18 protein-coding genes are annotated in these 15,987 nt (G+C 62.7%); 13 read left to right on the top strand and 5 right to left on the bottom strand.

The window, feature by feature from the left end; translation table 11 throughout:
• Positions 1–4: 4 nt before the first annotated feature.
• From ACR0EF_RS09915 to fsa, 3 genes are all read right to left on the bottom strand, one after another.
• The gene (locus ACR0EF_RS09915) at positions 5–925 is read right to left on the bottom strand and encodes a tyrosine recombinase XerC (protein WP_170362896.1); all 921 of its coding nucleotides are present in this window, start codon (positions 923–925) and stop codon (positions 5–7) included.
• Positions 922–1,629 (bottom strand): DUF484 family protein, encoded by a 708-nt coding sequence (locus tag ACR0EF_RS09910; RefSeq protein ID WP_170362898.1) that lies wholly within the window; start codon positions 1,627–1,629, stop codon positions 922–924. Before ACR0EF_RS09910 ends, ACR0EF_RS09915 begins: the two co-directional genes overlap by 4 nt.
• 205 nt (positions 1,630–1,834) lie before the next feature.
• The gene (fsa, locus tag ACR0EF_RS09905) at positions 1,835–2,488 is read right to left on the bottom strand and encodes a fructose-6-phosphate aldolase (RefSeq protein ID WP_170337862.1); all 654 of its coding nucleotides are present in this window, start codon (positions 2,486–2,488) and stop codon (positions 1,835–1,837) included.
• Positions 2,489–2,579: 91 nt separating this feature from the next.
• Here fsa and ACR0EF_RS09900 point away from each other — a divergent pair, with 91 nt between their 5' ends.
• The 4 genes from ACR0EF_RS09900 (at position 2,580) to ACR0EF_RS09885 (ending at position 7,475) form a co-directional block, all read left to right on the top strand.
• On the top strand, positions 2,580–4,775 hold the full coding sequence (locus ACR0EF_RS09900) for a primosomal protein N' (protein WP_170372017.1): 2,196 nt from the start codon (positions 2,580–2,582) through the stop codon (positions 4,773–4,775).
• Between the two features lie 77 nt (positions 4,776–4,852).
• Complete coding sequence (locus tag ACR0EF_RS09895) at positions 4,853–6,085, top strand: MFS transporter (protein WP_170372019.1); 1,233 nt, start codon at positions 4,853–4,855, stop codon at positions 6,083–6,085.
• A gap of 68 nt (positions 6,086–6,153) precedes the next feature.
• Positions 6,154–7,032 carry a 50S ribosomal protein L11 methyltransferase gene (locus ACR0EF_RS09890; RefSeq protein ID WP_170372021.1) on the top strand — a complete coding sequence of 293 codons (879 nt, stop codon included), beginning with the start codon at positions 6,154–6,156 and terminating at the stop codon, positions 7,030–7,032.
• A 98-nt stretch (positions 7,033–7,130) separates the two neighbouring features.
• Positions 7,131–7,475: a hypothetical protein gene (locus tag ACR0EF_RS09885; protein WP_170372023.1), complete on the top strand. Its 345-nt coding sequence runs from the start codon at positions 7,131–7,133 to the stop codon at positions 7,473–7,475.
• A gap of 106 nt (positions 7,476–7,581) precedes the next feature.
• On the opposite strand, the gene ACR0EF_RS09880 is transcribed toward ACR0EF_RS09885, so the two are convergent.
• Complete coding sequence (locus ACR0EF_RS09880) at positions 7,582–7,803, bottom strand: DUF1127 domain-containing protein (protein ID WP_093962786.1); 222 nt, start codon at positions 7,801–7,803, stop codon at positions 7,582–7,584.
• A gap of 333 nt (positions 7,804–8,136) precedes the next feature.
• Here ACR0EF_RS09880 and ruvC point away from each other — a divergent pair, with 333 nt between their 5' ends.
• From ruvC to ruvB, 3 genes are read left to right on the top strand one after another with little or no spacing between them, the layout of a single operon-like run.
• Positions 8,137–8,634 carry a crossover junction endodeoxyribonuclease RuvC gene (ruvC, locus tag ACR0EF_RS09875; RefSeq protein WP_149775764.1) on the top strand — a complete coding sequence of 166 codons (498 nt, stop codon included), beginning with the start codon at positions 8,137–8,139 and terminating at the stop codon, positions 8,632–8,634.
• Positions 8,631–9,302: a Holliday junction branch migration protein RuvA gene (ruvA, locus tag ACR0EF_RS09870; RefSeq protein ID WP_170372025.1), complete on the top strand. Its 672-nt coding sequence runs from the start codon at positions 8,631–8,633 to the stop codon at positions 9,300–9,302. The genes ruvC and ruvA overlap by 4 nt, the downstream gene beginning before the upstream one ends.
• 4 nt (positions 9,303–9,306) lie before the next feature.
• Complete coding sequence (gene ruvB / locus ACR0EF_RS09865) at positions 9,307–10,326, top strand: Holliday junction branch migration DNA helicase RuvB (RefSeq protein WP_170372026.1); 1,020 nt, start codon at positions 9,307–9,309, stop codon at positions 10,324–10,326.
• 10 nt (positions 10,327–10,336) lie between these two features.
• Here ruvB and ACR0EF_RS09860 read toward each other — a convergent pair whose 3' ends face one another.
• Positions 10,337–11,071: a hypothetical protein gene (locus ACR0EF_RS09860; RefSeq protein ID WP_170372028.1), complete on the bottom strand. Its 735-nt coding sequence runs from the start codon at positions 11,069–11,071 to the stop codon at positions 10,337–10,339.
• 150 nt (positions 11,072–11,221) lie between these two features.
• Here ACR0EF_RS09860 and ACR0EF_RS09855 point away from each other — a divergent pair, with 150 nt between their 5' ends.
• From ACR0EF_RS09855 to tolB, 6 genes are all read left to right on the top strand, one after another.
• Positions 11,222–11,845, top strand: a complete 624-nt coding sequence (locus tag ACR0EF_RS09855) for a hypothetical protein (protein WP_170372030.1) — start codon at positions 11,222–11,224, stop codon at positions 11,843–11,845.
• Complete coding sequence (gene ybgC / locus ACR0EF_RS09850; protein ID WP_093962779.1) at positions 11,842–12,225, top strand: tol-pal system-associated acyl-CoA thioesterase; 384 nt, start codon at positions 11,842–11,844, stop codon at positions 12,223–12,225. The genes ACR0EF_RS09855 and ybgC overlap by 4 nt, the downstream gene beginning before the upstream one ends.
• 108 nt (positions 12,226–12,333) lie before the next feature.
• Positions 12,334–13,029 (top strand): protein TolQ, encoded by a 696-nt coding sequence (tolQ, locus tag ACR0EF_RS09845; RefSeq protein ID WP_093962778.1) that lies wholly within the window; start codon positions 12,334–12,336, stop codon positions 13,027–13,029.
• A gap of 1 nt (position 13,030) precedes the next feature.
• Entirely contained in the window at positions 13,031–13,507 is a 477-nt protein-coding gene (gene tolR / locus ACR0EF_RS09840; protein ID WP_170362911.1) for a protein TolR, read from the top strand.
• Positions 13,508–13,516: 9 nt separating this feature from the next.
• Entirely contained in the window at positions 13,517–14,608 is a 1,092-nt protein-coding gene (locus tag ACR0EF_RS09835) for an energy transducer TonB (RefSeq protein ID WP_170372032.1), read from the top strand.
• Positions 14,605–15,924, top strand: a complete 1,320-nt coding sequence (gene tolB, locus ACR0EF_RS09830) for a Tol-Pal system beta propeller repeat protein TolB (RefSeq protein WP_093962775.1) — start codon at positions 14,605–14,607, stop codon at positions 15,922–15,924. Before ACR0EF_RS09835 ends, tolB begins: the two co-directional genes overlap by 4 nt.
• The last annotated feature ends 63 nt before the right edge of the window (positions 15,925–15,987 follow it).

Raw genomic sequence — 15,987 nt, 5'->3', positions numbered from 1 at the left:
CGTCTCAGGCTTTGGGGTGCGCGCGGTTGTACACCTCCATGAGGCGCGCGGTGTCGACGGCGGTATAGGCCTGTGTGGTCGAAAGGGACGCGTGACCCAGCAGTTCCTGAATGGCCCGGAGGTCTCCGCCGGCCGACAGAAGATGGGTGGCAAAGCTGTGCCGCATCGCGTGTGGAGTGGCCGTTGCCGGAAGACCCAGTTGCATACGCGCTTTGGCCATGACGCCCTGAATTGCCCTCGGACTCAGGGCTTTGCCGCGTACGCCGCGGAACAATGGGGCTGTTGGGCTTTGGGGATGTGGGCACAACTCAAGGTATCGGTCGACCGCCTGGCGCGCGGCGGGGATGACCGGAACGATCCTTTCCTTGTCACCCTTGCCGACAATTCTCAGCGTGTTGGGCAGCGGGGCATCCGCGCCGGTCAGAGACAGGGCTTCGGATATGCGAAGGCCGCAGCCATACAGCAGGGTCACGACTGCAACGTCGCGGGCGGCAACCCAATCTGATCCGGATTGCAGCTCGACCGTCTCGATCATGGCGCGGGCGGCGTCTTCGGCCAGCGGGCGCGGCAGTTTCTTGGTGAATTTCGGGGCGCGGGAGGAGAGGACGGCGGTGGGCTCGAATCCCTCGCGTTCGGCCAGCCAGCGATAGAAGCTTTTGACGGCGGACAGTTTTCGCGCCAGTGACCGCGCCCCGACGCCGGATTCGCGTTGCTGTGCCATCCAGGCCCGCATGTCCGAAATGGTGATGCGTTCGAGCGCCGCCAGCCCCTGCCGTTCGCTGTGATGCAAAGTCATGAAAGACAGGAAATCCGCGACATCCCCGCGATAGGCATTGATGGTGTTTTCCGAACGGCCCGCCAAAGCGGTCAACCCCTCCAGCCACAACTGCAACGCATCGCGGCAGGCTGGAGAGATCAGGCTCACGACAGCCAGTGGCGCATCGACCGTTCGAATACGCCTGCAAAAAAGGCCAGCAGATCAGTGCCCAATTGAGGCGAGAAGTGCCTTGGGTCGCGCGCCCCCATGACAATCATGCCCGGCAGACGCCCTTTGCCGAGATCTAGCTGCATACATGCCTCAGATTGCAGCTGGTCCAGCTGATCCCCGTGCACTCTGCGGTTGGGCTGGCGAATTTCGCGCAGGACTACCTCGCGCGCGGGGTGGTTCGGTGCGTTGTCCATGTAGGAATGCACGAAACCCGGTTCCGCCACGGCCAGAACACCGTCCAGCCGGTCGATGCTTGGGTCCTGCTGGACCATCGTTGTTTCCAGGACCAGTGTGATGCGGTCGACGCGGAGGATTTCGGCAACTTCCGTACCCAGTACGCGCAGGAAGTCCTCGAATTCCGTCGGCTCAAGAAGGCGCAGGATGGCGCGGTGAACCTGGTTGGTTCCGGCGAGGTTCTCGTAGGCAGCTGCGATGACCGAGCGGTGAGTGTCCTCCAGCCGGTCCAGCCGCGCCTCGAGCCGTTGCATGGCGATGCCGCGCAGGTCGATGATGTTGTCTCCGCGGGCGCGTTCGTTCGCGGCGACCAGCGCCTGCATCAGATCCTTGTCGTCCAGCACGGCGTCCGGCTCGGCCAGAATCGCGGCGCGGAGGTTGTCCTCGAGTTTGGGATTGCTGCTCATATCCTGTCCGGTCTTTTTTTGTTGGAGGCGTTATAGCACGGGTGCCCGGAAATGCCTTGGGAAAAATGCACGTTTAGGTGGATTAGGCGCCGTGTGTGGGGGCGTGGCTCCCGCCTGCAGGCATCTGATCAAAGATCAGGCCCACTGCAGTTGGGTCAGGCGCGGCCCCAGTCGGGGCCGCGCGGTTGTACATGGGATCAATGGATCACAGAATCTTCTGACCGGTCTTGGCCCAATCCGACAGGAAGGCCTCGAGCCCCTTGTCCGTCAGCGGGTGATCAGCCAGCTTCTTGATCACGGCAGGCGGCGCGGTGATCACGTCGGCGCCGATGCGGGCGCTGTCGGCCACATGGTTCACGCTGCGGATCGAGGCGGCGAGGATTTCGGTTTCGAACCCGTAGTTGTCATAGACCTGACGGATGTCGGCGATCAGGTCCATACCGTCGAGGTTGATGTCGTCCAGCCGTCCGATGAAGGGCGAGATGAAGGTCGCGCCCGCCTTGGCTGCCAGAAGCGCCTGATTGACCGAGAAGCACAGGGTGACGTTGACCATCTGGCCCTCGTCGCTGAGCGCCTTGCAGGTTTTTAGACCGGCCCAGGTCAGAGGCACCTTGACGGCGATGTTCGGTGCGATCTGCGCCAGCTTGCGGCCTTCGGCGATCATGTCCTCGGCTTCGGTGGCGACGACTTCGGCGGAAACCGGGCCATCGACCAGGTCGCAGATTTCCTTGGTCACTTCCAGAATGTCGCGACCCGATTTCAGGATCAGCGAGGGGTTGGTGGTGACACCGTCCACCATGCCCAGGTCGTTCAACTCGGCGATGGCGTCGATTTCGGCTGTGTCTACGAAGAATTTCATCGGGGCAGTCCTTTGATGGGTTGGCCTTGCTCGCGGATGCCTTTACCTCAAAGAGACCCGTGCTGAAACCCCTGCTGAAGAAAGGCGCGCATTGAGCGACCCGGTGCATTTCGACCAAGGTGAGCTGGTGGCGGTTCTGACGACCCAGCCACTGGACCGGACGTTGGATTACAAGGCGCCCGAGGGGGGGTGTTTCCTGGGGGCCTTCGTCGAGGTGCCGCTGGGCCCGCGCAAGGTTCTGGGCGTGGTTTGGGGTGCGGGGCGCGGTGATTTCGACCGCAGCAAGATCCGCTCGGTCATCCGGGTACTGGACGTGGCGCCCATGCGCGAAGAGATGCGCCTGTTCCTGCAGCGCGCGGCCGACTACACGCTGACGCCGATGCCGGCGATGCTGCGGCTGGCCACCCGCGCGCCCGGGCTGGGCGACCCGCTGTCGATGCGCAAGATCTATCGGCTGGGCAGCGGCACGCCCGACCGCATGACCGATGCCCGGGCCCGGGTGCTGGAGGTGCTGCGTGACTATGGCGGGCTGGCCTTCACCCTGAAGGAACTGGCCGAGATGGCTGGGGTCACCTCATCGGTCGTCAAAGGGTTGGTCAAGCAGGGCGCCGTGCGCGAGGAAGACAGCCCGCGCGACCTACCTTATCCGACGCTGGATCCGGACCGGCCGGGCAAGGCGCTGACCCCAGACCAGACCGCTGCCGCAGACACGTTGCGGGCCGCACTGCGCAGCGGAACCTACGGCACCACGCTGCTGAAGGGCGTGACCGGGTCGGGCAAGACCGAGGTTTACCTTGAAGCGGTGGCCGAAGCACTGCGCATGAGCCGGCAGGCGCTGGTGCTACTGCCCGAGATCGCGCTGACCGCCGAGTTTCTGACACGGGTCGAGGAGCGGTTCGGCGCGCGCCCGGCCGAATGGCATTCTGGTGCCACGATGACTGAACGCCGCCGGGTCTGGCGCATGGTCGGGCAGGGCGATGCGCAGATGGTGGTGGGCGCGCGGTCGGCGCTGTTTCTGCCGTTCCGCGATCTGGGCCTGATCGTGGTGGATGAGGAGCACGACACCTCGTACAAGCAGGAAGACGGCGTGCATTACAATGCGCGCGACATGGCGGTGCTGCGGGCGGCGATCTGCGGGTCGCGGGTGATCTTGGCCAGTGCCACGCCCTCGCTGGAAAGCTGGGCCAATGCCGAGGCCGGCAAGTACGACCGGCTGGACCTGACCTCGCGCTATGGGGCGGCGGTGCTGCCAGACATGAAGACCATCGACATGCGCGCCGAGAAGATGCAGCCGGGAACCTGGATTTCCCCCAGCCTGCGCCAGTCGGTGCAGGCGCGCATCGAGAAGGGCGAACAGTCGCTGCTGTTCATCAACCGCAGGGGATATGCGCCGGTGACGCTGTGCCGGGCCTGCGGCGAACAGATCGCCTGCGACCACTGCGATGCGCGCATGGTCGAGCACCGGTTCCTCAAGCGCTTGATGTGCCACCAGTGCGGCGAGACCAAGCCCATGCCCGAGGCCTGCCCCGCCTGCGGGGTCGAGGGCAAGCTGGCCCCGGTCGGTCCCGGCATTGAACGTCTGGCCGAAGAGGCCGAGGCGACCTTTCCCGACGCCCGTATCGCCATGCTCAGTTCCGACCTGTTCGGCTCGGCCCGGGCGCTGAAGGCCAAGATCGAAGAGATCGCCGAGGGCGACGCAGATATCGTCATCGGTACGCAGCTGGTGGCCAAGGGGCACAATTTCCCGAACCTGACGCTGGCCGGGGTGATCGACTCGGATCTGGGCCTGCACGGGTCCGACTTGCGCGCTGCCGAGCGGACCTTTCAACTGATGCGGCAGGTGGCGGGCCGGGCCGGGCGGGCCGACAAGCCGGGGACGGCGCTGCTGCAGACTTTTCAGCCCGAACATCCGGTGATCCGCGCGATCCTGTCGGGGGATGAGGAAGGGTTCTGGCGTGCTGAGGCCGCCGGGCGTCAGGCGGCCGGGGTGCCGCCTTATGGCCGGATGGCGGGGATCGTGCTGTCCGGCCCCGAGGTCGGGCCCGTCTTTGACATCGGCAACGTATTGGCGCGCAATGACGCGCCGCTGCGGCAGATCGGGGCACAGGTCTTTGGGCCTGCCCCGGCACCGATTGCCCGTATCCGCGGGCGGCACCGGGTAAGGCTGCTGGTCAAGGCGCCCAAGGGGGCACCGATCCAGGACGCCATCGCCCGCTGGATCGCACCTCTGCGCCTGAAGGGAGACATCCGCCTGACCGTCGATATCGACCCGCAGAGCTTCTACTGACTCTGCATCAGCGCAGACCCCATGTGCACGGGGGATTTCCTCTCGCCAGCCGGGCGGATTGGGCGTAGAGAACTCTCATGCTGAAACCGATGCCCCTGTCCCAGGCCCAGAGCCTGCCGTTCTGGCGCCGCCCCGTCACGTTGCTGTTCGTGATGGCGCTGACCATGCCGATCGCCTTCAACGCATGGAGCGCACTGCTGAACAACTTCGTGATCGAAGTCGCGGATTTCGACGGGGCAGACATCGGCCTGCTACACACGGTGCGAGAAATCCCGGGCTTTCTGGCCGTGGGCGTGATCGCGGTGATAATTTTCGTGCGCGAGCAGGTGCTGGCCATGATTTCGCTGATGCTGCTGGGCGTGGCAACGGCAGTGACGGCCTGGTTTCCCAGCCTCGGCGGGCTGCTGTTCGTGACCCTGTTCAGCTCGATCGGGTTTCACTACTACGAAACGGTGAACCAGTCGCTTCAGCTGCAATGGCTGCCCAAGGACCGCGCCCCGCAGGTGCTGGGCTGGCTGGTGGCGATGGGGTCGGCCTCGACGCTGGTGGTCTACGGCCTGATCGTGCTGACGTGGGATCGGTTCGATCTGTCCTACAACACGGTCTTCATGGCGGCTGGTGGGCTGACCGCGGTGCTGGCGCTGTTCTGTCTGATCGCCTATCCGCAATTCGATGCGCCGACACCGCAGACCAAGAAAATCGTGCTGCGCCGCCGCTACTGGCTGTATTATGCGCTGCAGTTCATGGCTGGCGCGCGGCGGCAGATCTTCGTCGTGTTCGCGGGGTTCATGATGGTCGAACGCTTCGGTTTCGAAGTGCATCACTTGACCAGCCTGTACCTCATCAACCTGATCATCAACATGGCCGCCGCCCCTTTGCTGGGCAAGGCCGTCGCGGTGTTTGGCGAGCGGCGTACGCTGATCTTCGAATATCTGGGCCTTGCCATCGTGTTTGCGGCCTATGGCGGCATCTACTGGTTTGGCTGGGGTGTGCTGCTGGCGGCCATTCTCTATGTGATCGACCACGTGCTGTTCGCGCTGGCTCTGGCGCTCAAGACCTATTTCCAGAAAATCGCCGATCCGGCCGATATTGCCCCCACCGCAGCGGTGGCCTTTACCATCAACCATATTGCGGCGGTGTTCCTGCCGGCGCTTCTGGGGCTGCTGTGGGTCGTGTCGCCCGGGGCGGTGTTCGGCCTGGCGGCGGGCATGGCGCTGATCTCTCTGGCGCTGTCGCTGCTGATCCCGCGCCACCCCGAGCCGGGGAACGAGACCGTGTTTTCGAAATACGCGCCCGCACCGGCCGAATGACACCCGGGACGCTTGACCTCGGCGGCTGACGGCCCTAGGCGCAAAGGCGGTTTCTGCAGGAGGTTCCCATGCCCACATTCACCGCTCTGACCACCCTGAAAGGCAAAGCCGCGGCCGACAGCCTGGGCGAAGCGATGGAGCGTCTGGAGCCCGAACCCACCGGCGTGGGTGTCTTCGAGGTCGAGGACGGCTCGGGCCTGTGGGAGGTCGGCGGCTATTTCACCGAAAGCCCCGACGAGGCCGCCCTGGCCCTGCTGGCGGCGGCCTTCGAGGCCAAGCCCTTCGTGGTGTCGGAACTGCCGGAAACCGACTGGGTCGCCCATGTCCGGCGCGAGCTGGCTCCGGTCGAGGCCGGGCGGTTTTTCGTCTATGGCAGCCACGATGCCGACAAGCTGCCCGAGGGGCGTATTCCGCTGCTGATCGAGGCGGCGATGGCCTTTGGCACTGGGCACCACGGAACGACGCTGGGGTGTCTGCGGGCGCTGGACAAGCTGATTGAGACTGGGTTCGAGGCCAGCAAGGTCGCCGATATCGGCTGCGGTACGGCGGTGTTGGCGATGGCGGCGGCGCGGGTCTGGGACGGTGACATTCTGGCCAGCGACATTGATCAGGTCGCCGTCGACGTAGCCGAGGCCAACCTGAAGGCCAACGGCATGGCCGGGGCCGTCCGTTGTGTCGAGGCTGCCGGATTTGACCATCCTGACCTCCATGCGGCGGCGCCTTACGATCTGATTTTCGCCAACATTCTGAAGGGACCGCTGGTGGCCCTTGCCCCGGAAATCGCGCAGAATCTGCGCGGAGGCGGACATGCGATCCTGTCGGGAATCCTCAACGAGCAGGCCGACGAAGTGGAATCAGTTTATTCACGAAACGGGTTCAATACGATGGATCGGTCAATGATTGGTGAATGGACGACGCTAGTCTTAACCAAACAGGGCGCAAATTAGACCATTTGCAGGAGTTTTGTGGATTTTTGCCACGGTTTTGACGCATTCTCTTTCTACCGTCATCCAATGAATTTGGGGGGCGGTTTTTGGAGGCTGCCATGACAGGAAAACAACTTGAATTCGATCAGCGCGTTCATCGGCTGACAAAGAAACACAACAAGATGAGCCGTGGCTATCGCGCGACCATGCGCAAAGATGGTCTGGTCGTCATGAAACCCCAGCGGGTACGCTCGGCGGTTCCGGCCAAGGTTCTGTTGCTGTGCCTTTGCGGATTTTTTGCTTTCAAAGCGTTCCTGCTATCCAATCTCGGTCCGACCGGATACCAGTATCGGGTGGATGCCCTGAACGAAGGGACATCGGTTGAACAGGCGGGCGCGTGGATCATGCAGATCGATCCATTGTCGCAGGCCATTTCGACACAGCTGAGCAAGATTCTCTACTGAACTCTCTCTCCTAAAGAGCCTTCAAAAGACAAAAACACCGCGTACCTCTCGGTCCGCGGTGTTTCTGTGCTGCCCCGAGGGAGGATAGGGGCGAGAGCGGGTGGTTTCAGTACAGACGGCGGCGGCCAGCAGCGACCTCGTCGATGTCACCGCGGCACAGGCCGATATCTTCCAGTTCACGGTTGCTCAGACCGTTCAATGCATTGCGCGTCACGCGTGCGTCGTTCCAGGCGACAACGGCGTTCACGACGGATGCCAGAAAGGCGCCGATACGGCCGACGAGGCCAAACGAGCCAATCGAGGCGCGGGTTGTGTCAATTGCAGCCATATCCTGCTTCCTTCTGTTCAGTGTTGACGTTTGAATGTCGAATTCTCGGGCCAGTTAGTGATGTCGGATTGACCTTGCAAGTGCTGAAACTGCATGTGTCCTATGCAGTTTTTGCAATGCTTCGAAAATGATGAAAGTCCCTTAAATTATTGGTGAAAACTGCTTTGGGAATGTGTCGGTTTCAGACTTTTTGGGGTCGCAATGCGTCCGAACTGTCGCGGACGGGACAGGCGTGTCGCATTTGGGCGTCGGATCAATTTTATTGGAAAATGTTCACGCTTCGTGCTAATCGAGAGAAAAGACAATGAAAACCCGAGCAGGCCGAGGCACAACATGCGAATTCTGGGCATTGATCCGGGGCTGCGCACCCTGGGATGGGGCGTCATCGAATCACATGGCAGCCGACTGAGCCATGTTGCCAACGGCCTGTGCAAATCCGACGGGGATGATCTGGGCGAGCGGCTTTTGTCGCTGCACAACCAGATCGTTGAGGTGATCGCCGAACATCAGCCCGACCAAGCAGCCATCGAACAGACCTTCGTCAACAAGGACGGCGCCGGGACGCTGAAGCTGGGTCAGGCGCGCGGAGTGGCGTTGCTGACCTTGGCGCAGGCTGGGTTGCCGGTGGGCGAATACGCGCCCAACCGGGTCAAGAAAACCGTAGTGGGCGTGGGGCACGCCGAGAAGGAACAGATTCTGCATATGGTCAAACTTCAACTGCCGGGATGCCAGCCCAAGGGGGCCGACGCCGCGGATGCGCTGGCGATCGCGATTTGCCATGCGTTCTACGGGGCGACGCCGCAGGCCCGCATCAAACAGGTGGCCACATGATCGGCAAGCTGACCGGACGCATCGACTATCGCGCGGCGGATCATCTTCTGATCGACGTGCGCGGGGTCGGCTACATCGTCTATTGCTCGGACCGGACCATGGCGGCCCTGCCCGGGGTGGGCGAGGCGGTCTCGCTGTACACCGATCTGGTTGTGCGCGAGGACCTGATGCAGCTTTATGGCTTTCTGTCGCTGGTCGAGAAAGAATGGCATCGGCTGCTCTGCTCGGTTCAAGGGGTGGGGGCCAAGGTGTCGCTGGCCATTCTCGGCGCGCTGGGGCCGGACGGGGTCAGCCGGGCCATCGCGCTGGGCGATTGGGGCGCGGTGAAGGCGGCCAAGGGTGTCGGGCCCAAGACCGCGCAGCGCATCGTGCTGGACCTGAAAGACAAGGCGCCCGGCGTCATGGCGATGGGCGGCACGGTGACCGAGGCGATGGACGGCCCCGTGGCCGAGGTGGTTGAACCCGCAGACCCGGCGCCGGTCCCGGTGCGGGCCCCGAAACCCGGCGCGGGTGCGGCGTCGGCGGGGGCTTTGTCGGCGCTGTCGAACCTGGGCTATGGCCCGTCCGAGGCCGCATCGGCCGTGGCCGAGGCCGCCGCCAACCTTCCCGATGCCGGTGAGGCCGAATTGATCCGCGCGGCGTTGAAACTGCTGGCTCCGAAAGGCTGAATGAATGGTTGATGCCGACCCGACCCTGCGCCCGCAGCCTCTGCCCGAGGACAACGACCGCGCCTTGCGCCCGCAGGGGCTGGACGAATTCATCGGCCAGGCCGAGGCGCGGGCCAATCTGCGCATCTTCATCCAGTCGGCCCGCCAGCGGAACGAGGCGATGGACCACACGCTGTTCCACGGCCCTCCGGGCTTGGGCAAGACGACGCTGGCGCAGATCATGGCGCGCGAGCTTGGGGTGAACTTCCGCATGACCTCGGGGCCGGTTCTGGCCAAGGCCGGGGATCTTGCGGCGATCCTGACCAATCTCGAAGAGCGCGACGTGCTGTTCATCGACGAAATCCACCGCCTGAACCCGGCGGTGGAAGAGGTTCTGTACCCTGCGATGGAGGATTTCGAGCTGGATCTGGTGATCGGCGAGGGGCCCGCGGCCCGCACCGTGCGGATCGAGCTGCAGCCCTTTACCCTGGTCGGGGCGACCACGCGGATGGGCCTGCTGACCACGCCGCTGCGCGACCGGTTCGGCATTCCCACCCGGCTGCAATTCTACACCGTGGAAGAATTGCACGAGATCGTCACCCGCAACGCCCGCAAGCTGGGCGCGCCGGCCGATGACGACGGGGCGCGCGAGATCGCGCGCCGGTCGAGGGGCACCCCCCGTATCGCCGGGCGGTTGCTGCGGCGGGTCGTGGATTTCGCCATCGTCGAGGGCGACGGCCGCATCACGCGCGAGCTGGCCGATGGCGCGCTGACACGGTTGGGCGTTGACAATCTGGGTCTGGACGGGGCCGACCGCCGCTATCTGAAACTGATCGCCGAGAATTATGGCGGAGGCCCGGTGGGGATCGAGACCCTGTCGGCCGCCCTGTCCGAAAGCCGCGACTCGCTGGAGGAAGTGATCGAGCCCTATCTGCTGCAACAAGGCCTGATCCAACGCACGCCGCGCGGCCGGATGCTGGCGCAGAAGGCCTGGGCGCATCTGGGCATAGCCGCGCCCAAGGGACAGAGCGACCTGTTTGGCTGACGACTATAGATCAGCCTTTACGCTCGCGGATTTTCGCCAACATCTCGTACTCGGGTTCGAAATGAGGACGGAATGCGGCCAAGTCTTCCGCAGACAGCTTTTTGCGTGACAACGACCTGTTTTCGTGGCGCATAGGCAAGTCCACCGAGAATAACGCCTGGGCGCTTTCAAGAAAATTGCCGAGTTCGTGAAAGAAACCGACTTGATCCAGAGAGGACACAGCCTCGACAGCCTCGTCCACGTCGAAATCTTCGCTGAACATATAAAGCTGACGCAGCAGGTGATCGCGGTCAGCGGATGCGATGAAATCGGCAAAGTCGCCCTTCGCCCAATCGCCTTCGGATGCCAGGCAGGGGTGATCGACGCCGTTTTCAATATACCCTTTCAGCATCAAAAAGTGGCTGTAGGCCCGCTCGACCGGATCGCGGAACACAGTAAATGTGCAGGTCTTGGCAGGCACCTTCAGTGAATGGAACGGCGAATGTGAAAACGCGTAGGCAAAGCTGCCCGCCTTTATCAGCCGCTCGTTCCAGCCGACCGCAGGTCCGATCTCGCCGGCAATTCGGTGTTTGGGGGCGCCCGCAAGAGCTTTCACTGTCACACGCTTGCCGGCGAACGCCGACAGGAACGCCGCATTCAACGAAGAGCCGGCTGTTTTTCTGATGTGATAATGGTAGACGCGGTCAAATTCAGGAGTTAGCCGTCCTTTGTGCTGTGGCGGATTTCTTCTGATCCAGGAAAGCATTGGGTCGATGTTTCGTCCTTGTCAGAGATGGCCGAGACCGTCTGTTCTGGTAGTGTCGGTAACGCCTGGAAACATGGCGTTTGTCGTGGGCATATCTTTGTTTGCGACAGTAAACAACGGCCCCGAGACTGAAAAAAGAGGGAATTGCCAATGACGCCTGAGGGTGTTGCCGAGTTGTTTTGCCGCGCGGACGGGAACTATCTTTTCGCACGTTGGGGACGGCCCATCGTGCCGATCGTATTTGGTGTCGAAGACAAGACGCTAGCAACGGTCAAGGGCGCGTTCGAGGCGGTCGTTGCACTGGCCGGCCATAAAATGGCCGAGACCGACCCCGAGTTGGGCGCCAACTGCATGGTGTTCTTTTTTCGCGATTGGGCCGAGCTGCTTGAAGTGCCTGACCTTGACCGGCTGATACCGGACCTCGCGCCACTGGTCGAGCGGCTCGATGCTGGCGGAGCCAACCAGTATCGAGCCTTCAGGTTCGATCCGGACGGCGCGATCCGTGCTGCGTTTGTCTTTGTGAGGATGGACAGTGAGCTGTCGAAAGTTTCGGCCGAAACGCTGGCGTTGTCGCAGGTCGTTCAGACCATTCTTTTGTGGTCGGATACAGCCTTCCGAGAGCGCTCGCCCCTGGCCGTGGCGGGAGACACCACGATCCTGCGGCCCGACATTGCCGCGCTGATCCGTGCAGCCTATGATCCGGTTTTGCCGGCGGTGGCGCGGGACACGTCCCATGCGCTGCGGCTGTTCGCACGCATGGAGCCGACGCAATGAAGCATGTCTTTCCCGTCCGCGTCTACTACGAGGACACCGACATGGGGGGCGTGGTCTATCACGCCAACTATCTGCGCTATATCGAGCGCGCCCGGTCGGATTGGGTGCGCAACCTGGGCAATGACCAGAACGCAATGCGCGAGGCTGGTATCATCTGGGTCGTGCGGAGGGTCGAGGCCGACTATCTGGCGTCTGCGCGGTTCGACGACGAGTTGCTGGTCGAAACCGAAGTCGTCGCGATCTCCGGCGTGCGACTGACCATGGCTCAACTCATCCGGCGCGGCGAGACCGAAGTCTTCCGCGCGACCGTGACGGCCGTTTGCGTCAATCAGGATGGCCGGCCGATCCGGCTCCCGGCAGAGATTCGCGCATTGCTGTAACAATTTGCTCAGCCCCTGTGGTTCTGTTGGCAATTTGCCCCTAACTACGCTAGCGTTTGGCAAAACAAGGCCAATCAACGGCTGTCAGGCAAAACAAAGAGCAGGTTCATGGAAGCTGAAACGCTGGCGCTGGCGCAGGAGATCGATTTCTCCATGTGGGGGCTGTTCGCCCGTGCGACATTCATCGTGAAAGTGGTGATGCTGATCCTTGTGGTCGCATCCTTCTGGTCATGGTCGATCATCATTCAAAAGCTAATCACCTATCGCAGCGCGCGACGCGAGGCGCAGGTGTTCGACGAGGCGTTCTGGTCGGGCAACCCGCTGGACGAGTTGTTTGAACAGATCGGAACGCAGCCGGATGGCAGTTCCGAAAAGATCTTCGCAGCCGGCATGATCGAGTGGCGCCGCTCGCACCGCGCCGACGGTGGACTCATAGCCGGCGCACAGGCCCGGATCGATCGTTCGATGGATGTTGCCATCGCCAAAGAGGCCGAGGGTTTGCAAAAGGGTCTTTCGATCCTTGCGACCGTGGGTTCGACCGCGCCGTTCATCGGCCTGTTCGGTACGGTTTGGGGCATCATGAACGCCTTCATCGAAATCGCCGAACAGCAGAACACAAACCTGGCCGTCGTGGCGCCGGGAATCGCCGAAGCTTTGCTGGCGACCGGTCTTGGCCTGCTGGCCGCAATTCCGGCCGTAATCTTCTACAACAAACTTAGCGCGGACAGCGATCGCATCGTTGGCGGGTACGAGGCTTTTGCCGACGAATTCGCAACCATTCTGTCCCGCCAGTTGGACAGCTGACATGGGTGCGGCGATCCAGCAATCGTCTGGCGGCAACGGACGACGCCGAGGACGGCGGCGCGGGCGTGCGCAGCCGATGGGTGAAATCAACGTCACACCCTTTGTCGACGTGATGCTGGTGCTGCTGATCATCTTCATGGTCGCGGCGCCGCTGATGACCGTGGGGGTCGAGGTTGATCTACCCAAAACCGCCGCCAGCGCTCTGCCCGGCGACAACGAGGAACCGTTGACCGTCACGCTGACAGCCGACGGGCGGGTTCAGATACAGACCACCGAGGTGTCCCGCGACGAGTTGATCGGTAAGCTGCGCGCCATTGCTGCCGAGCGCAGCAGCGACCGCGTCTACCTGCGGGCCGATGGCGCCATTCCTTATGCGCAGGTCATGCAGGTCATGGGTGCGTTGAATGCCGGCGGGTTTTCGAATGTGGGCCTTGTCACCGATACTGGCGGGCCGGCGCTGGACGCGGGCGGAGAGTGAGGCTGCGCGGTGGATACCGGCACCAAGATTTCGGCGATTGCCCATGTGACATTGATCGGATGGGCCCTGTTCGGCGGCACGTTCCGGTCCGAGCCGCTGCCTTTTGCAGTGCAGGAGGTGTCGGTGGTTTCGGCTGAGCAATTCGCTGCCCTGACGGCGCAAAGCGATGCGCCTGAAGTTCCGACGCCCCCCAACGCATTGGAAGATCCGATCGTACAACCCCCGGCACCCGAAGTGCCGGAGCCGTCGGTCGAAGAACAGCCGCGCCTCGAGCCGGCCACGCCACCTGAACCGGAGCCGGAGCCGCAACCCGAGGCAGTTGAGACTCCACCTGAACCCGAAGTGATCGAGCAGCCTCCGGTACTGGATGAACCGGAACCCGAGGTTGCGGTTTTGCCGGCGCTGCCCGAGTCCCAGCCCCGCCCGGCGGACAAGGTGGCCCCCGAACCCATTGCTCCTCCGCCACTGGATGCAAAGCCGGACGATATCGAAACACCGGCGGTTTCGCTGGATGAAGGTGCTGAGATACAGCAGGAGCAGCAAGACCAGACCGCGCCCGAGGAAGCCACGGACCAGATCGTGACCGAGGCGGAAGAGGCCAAGGACCTGTCGCCACAAAGCTCGCCGCGTCCCCGGGTTCGGCCCAATCGGCCCAAGCCTGCGGAAACCGAACAGACCGCGACCGCCGAGCCTGTCGAACAGGCTGCGGAACCCGACGAGGCCGCGATCAATGACGCGCTGGCCGAGGCCTTGGGCGGTGCGTCCGAGCCGTCCGGTCCGCCTCTCACAGGCGGTGAAAAGGATGCGATGCGTCTGGCTGTTTCGCGGTGCTGGAATGTGGGCTCGTTGTCGACCGACGCGCTCAAGACGGTTGTGGTGGTCGGTTTCTCGCTGAACCGCGACGGCTCGATCGTTCCCGGCAGTCTGCAGCTTCTGGATAGCTCTGGTGGCTCGGACGGTGCCGCAAAACAGGCATACGAGGCCGCCCGGCGTGCGATTTTGCGCTGTGGAGCAAAAGGATATGACCTTCCTGCTGACAAATACGAGCATTGGAAGGATATTGAGATCACCTTCAATCCCGAGAGGATGCGGATCAAATGATGAAACTTCTGACCAGCCTCTTCGTTGGCCTGACCCTTCTGTCGGCCCCCGTGTCTGCGCAAACCGGCCCACTTCGGCTGGAATTGGATGAAGGCATCATCGAACCTTTGCCATTTGCGGTGCCCAGCTTTGTACCGGACAGTCCGGCGGCCAGCCAGTTTGCGGCTGACATCAGCCGCGTCATCGCCGAAGACCTGACCGGAACCGGCCTGTTCCGTGAGATTTCGCCGGATGCATTCATCAGCCGTGTCAGCAGTTTCGAAGCGCCGGTCCAATTTGCGGATTGGAAGGCGATCAATGCCGATGCGCTGGTCACCGGAGCGGTGAATGTCTCGGGCAATACCCTGTCCGTCCGGTTCCGGGTCTGGGATGTATTCTCGGGTCAGGAATTGGGCAACGGCCTGCAATTTGCCGGTACAACCGAGGGCTGGCGCCGAATGGCGCACAAGGTGGCTGATCAGGTCTACAGCCGCATTACCGGTGAGGGAGGCTATTTCGACAGCCGCGTGGCTTTTGTCTCGGAAACCGGCCCAAAGGATCAGCGCCGCAAGCGGCTGGCCATCATGGACTATGACGGGGCGAATGTTCAGTACCTGACCGACAGTGCCGCGATCGTTCTGGCCCCGCGCTTTTCGCCAACGGGCGACCGGTTGCTGTATACCAGCTATGAAAGCGGTCGGCCGCGGATTTACGTTCTGGATGTTGGCCGGGTCAAGCGGCAGGAATTGCAGACTCAGGAAGGTACGATGAGTTTCTCGCCGCGCTTTTCGCCTGATGGCCGCTCGATCGTCTACTCGCTGACGCAGGGCGGCAATACGGATCTGTGGAAAATGGATCTGGCGTCCGGGCAAAGCGTGCGCCTGACTAACACGCCCGCAATTGAAACCGCGCCCAGCTATTCGCCCGACGGATCGCGGATCGTCTTCGAGAGCGACCGGTCCGGCAGCCCTCAGCTGTACATCATGCCGGCAAATGGCGGTGAGGCGACTCGCATCAGCTTTGGCCAGGGGCGCTATGGGACGCCCGTCTGGTCACCACGCGGAGATCTGGTGGCCTTTACCAAGCAGAACAAGGGCCGGTTCCATATCGGCGTGATGCGACTGGACGGTAGCGAGGAGCGGCTGTTGACCGCCTCGTTCTTGGACGAGGGGCCCACATGGTCGCCCAATGGCCGGGTCATCATGTTTGCGCGGGAAACACAGGGCGCCAGCGGGCGTTCGACCCTGTACTCGGTCGACATTTCGGGCCGAAACCTGCGCCCCGTGCGTACCCCGGACGGTGGCAGTGACCCGTCGTGGGGGCCACTGTTGAATTAAGGGACCGCCGGTCGGGCCGAAGTTCACAAGGCAGGCTGGCTGTGATAGACAGACGTCAATAAA

The sequence above is a fragment of the Ruegeria sp. CG8 genome (genome assembly GCF_056537165.1).
This window is presented reverse-complemented; position numbering and strand designations above follow the sequence as displayed.